This window comes from Leisingera sp. ANG-M1, from assembly GCF_000813745.1.
Lineage (GTDB): Bacteria > Pseudomonadota > Alphaproteobacteria > Rhodobacterales > Rhodobacteraceae > Leisingera.
Window position 1 is genome coordinate 1 of record NZ_JWLC01000028.1, and the last position, 1283, is coordinate 1283.

At 62.4% G+C, this 1283-nt stretch carries 1 protein-coding gene; it reads left to right on the top strand.

Translation table 11 applies throughout. The annotated features are described in order from the left end of the window. The first annotated feature begins 354 nt into the window (after nt 1-354). Nucleotides 355-1149: a DeoR/GlpR family DNA-binding transcription regulator gene (locus RA19_RS22790; protein WP_039167319.1), complete on the top strand. Its 795-nt coding sequence runs from the start codon at nt 355-357 to the stop codon at nt 1147-1149. Nucleotides 1150-1283: the final 134 nt, after the last annotated feature.

Below are 1283 nucleotides of genomic sequence, written 5' to 3' on the forward strand. Positions count from 1 at the left end.
TTTCTTTGCCGCAAGGCAGCGCCTCCCGCGCCCCGCCAGCGCATCCCGGCTGGACGGGGCGGGCATCCCGGCTGTTCCGGCACGGGCCTTGGGCCCGGCAGCGCCCCTGCGGGGCGCTGCCCGCACCGCGCGGTACGCGCGGTGCCTTGCCCAACCTCGACGGTCTGCTAAGCAGACCGCAAGGGGGCGGGAGTGCGTCCGCTTGCCGGGGGTGATGTGACCGTTTGACCGGAAAAGCCGGGATTTTCAGCGCCACTTTGGTTTGATGTGTGGGATTTTGTGGGGAACCTCTTGAAAAAGGGCAGTCTCCTATGCCTAATCGCGTGAAACAGGCAGCTGCGGACGGATTTCCTCGTGTCAGACTCTTTATCCCTCTCCCACCGCGAGCTTGAGCTGGTGGATGCTTTGCGCCGGCTGGGCGGCTCAGCCCGCAGTTCTGAGCTGGCCAAGATGCTGGATGTATCCGAAGAAACTGTGCGCCGCACAATCAAGGCACTGGACAAAGCGGGTGCGGTTCAGCGGGTGCATGGCGGGGCTTTTCTTGCCGGACCGCAAAGCGCCACCAGTTTCGCCAGACGGATTTCCGAGAACCAAAAAGAAAAGGCGCGGATCGCTGCGCGGGTTGCATCTTATGTCCGGGATGGCATGGCCCTCTTCCTGGATGTGGGGTCCACGACCGCATTTGCCGCTGAAGAGCTGCGGCAGAAATCCGGGCTGATTGTGGTGACAAATTCCATCGGGGCGGCCCAGACCCTGGCCAACCACAATGGCAACCGGGTTCATTTCCTGGGCGGTGAGCTGCAAAGCAATGAACGGGGCACCTTTGGCTTTGTCGCCGAGCAGCAGATTCGCCGGTTTGCGCTGGATTTTGCAATCCTCTCGGCTGACGCGTTTTCGGCCAAGCATGGAGTGCTTTACCACAGTGCGCCCGAAGCGCAGCTGGCGGGCGTTGTTGCAGATTGTGCTGAGCAAGTTGCGGTGGCGATTGCGCATCCCAAGTTTCAGGAAACCGCGCCGCACCGCGGACCGGCGCCTGACCGTATCGGCCTCTTGTTTACCGACCGGGCGCCTGGCAGGAAACTGGCTGAAGCGCTGGCCGGCTGGGGTGTGAAAACCGAAGTGGCCGCAGGAAGCAAAGAAAATGACTGAACCGGGCGCCCGGCCGGGCAGCGCCTGCACTGCTTGCCGGGCAGCCATTGTGCCGGCTATGAGCTGGCTGCTTTCATACTACGGACACTGACATGGCAATCCTGACCTTTCTGATCAGCCTTGCGGGCGCCACA